Origin of the sequence: Bacillus marasmi, assembly GCF_902168435.1 — a bacterium.
In the GTDB taxonomy this organism is placed as follows: domain Bacteria; phylum Bacillota; class Bacilli; order Bacillales; family Cytobacillaceae; genus Bacillus_BU; species Bacillus_BU marasmi.
This window is the reverse complement of record NZ_LR656199.1, coordinates 1-1,560: the sequence shown is the minus strand read 5'-3', so window position 1 is coordinate 1,560 and position 1,560 is coordinate 1. Positions and strand designations below refer to the sequence as shown.

Here is a 1,560-nt window from a genome sequence, read left to right as displayed (position 1 = left end):
GACAATATCCTTAGAAAGGAGGTGATCCAGCCGCACCTTCCGATACGGCTACCTTGTTACGACTTCACCCCAATCATCTGTCCCACCTTAGGCGGCTGGCTCCTTACGGTTACCCCACCGACTTCGGGTGTTACAAACTCTCGTGGTGTGACGGGCGGTGTGTACAAGGCCCGGGAACGTATTCACCGCGGCATGCTGATCCGCGATTACTAGCGATTCCAGCTTCATGTAGGCGAGTTGCAGCCTACAATCCGAACTGAGAATGGTTTTATGGGATTGGCTCGACCTCGCGGTTTCGCGACCCTTTGTACCATCCATTGTAGCACGTGTGTAGCCCAGGTCATAAGGGGCATGATGATTTGACGTCATCCCCACCTTCCTCCGGTTTGTCACCGGCAGTCTCCTTAGAGTGCCCAACTAAATGCTGGCAACTAAGAACAAGGGTTGCGCTCGTTGCGGGACTTAACCCAACATCTCACGACACGAGCTGACGACAACCATGCACCACCTGTCACTTTGTCCCCCGAAGGGGAAAATCCTATCTCTAGGAGTGGCAAAGGATGTCAAGACCTGGTAAGGTTCTTCGCGTTGCTTCGAATTAAACCACATGCTCCACCGCTTGTGCGGGCCCCCGTCAATTCCTTTGAGTTTCAGCCTTGCGGCCGTACTCCCCAGGCGGAGTGCTTAATGCGTTTGCTGCAGCACTAAAGGGCGGAAACCCTCTAACACTTAGCACTCATCGTTTACGGCGTGGACTACCAGGGTATCTAATCCTGTTCGCTCCCCACGCTTTCGCGCCTCAGCGTCAGTTACAGACCAAAGAGCCGCCTTCGCCACTGGTGTTCCTCCACATCTCTACGCATTTCACCGCTACACGTGGAATTCCGCTCTTCTCTTCTGCACTCAAGTCTCCCAGTTTCCAATGACCCTCCCCGGTTGAGCCGGGGGCTTTCACATCAGACTTAAGAGACCGCCTGCGCGCGCTTTACGCCCAATAATTCCGGACAACGCTTGCCACCTACGTATTACCGCGGCTGCTGGCACGTAGTTAGCCGTGGCTTTCTGGTTAGGTACCGTCAAGGTACCGGCAGTTACTCCGGTACTTGTTCTTCCCTAACAACAGAGCTTTACGACCCGAAGGCCTTCTTCGCTCACGCGGCGTTGCTCCGTCAGACTTTCGTCCATTGCGGAAGATTCCCTACTGCTGCCTCCCGTAGGAGTCTGGGCCGTGTCTCAGTCCCAGTGTGGCCGATCACCCTCTCAGGTCGGCTACGCATCGTCGCCTTGGTGAGCCGTTACCTCACCAACTAGCTAATGCGCCGCGGGCCCATCTGTAAGTGACAGCCGAAACCGTCTTTCAGCTTTTCCTCATGAGAGGAAAAGGATTATCCGGTATTAGCTCCGGTTTCCCGAAGTTATCCCAGTCTTACAGGCAGGTTGCCCACGTGTTACTCACCCGTCCGCCGCTGACTATCGGGAGCAAGCTCCCTCAAGTCCGCTCGACTTGCATGTATTAGGCACGCCGCCAGCGTTCGTCCTGAGCCAGGATCAAACTCTCCA

1 rRNA gene is annotated in these 1,560 nt (G+C 55.3%); it reads right to left on the bottom strand.

Features of this window, described 5'->3' with window-relative positions:
* Positions 1 to 14 precede the first annotated feature (14 nt).
* A 16S ribosomal RNA gene (locus tag FXW34_RS22655) occupies positions 15 to 1,560 on the bottom strand.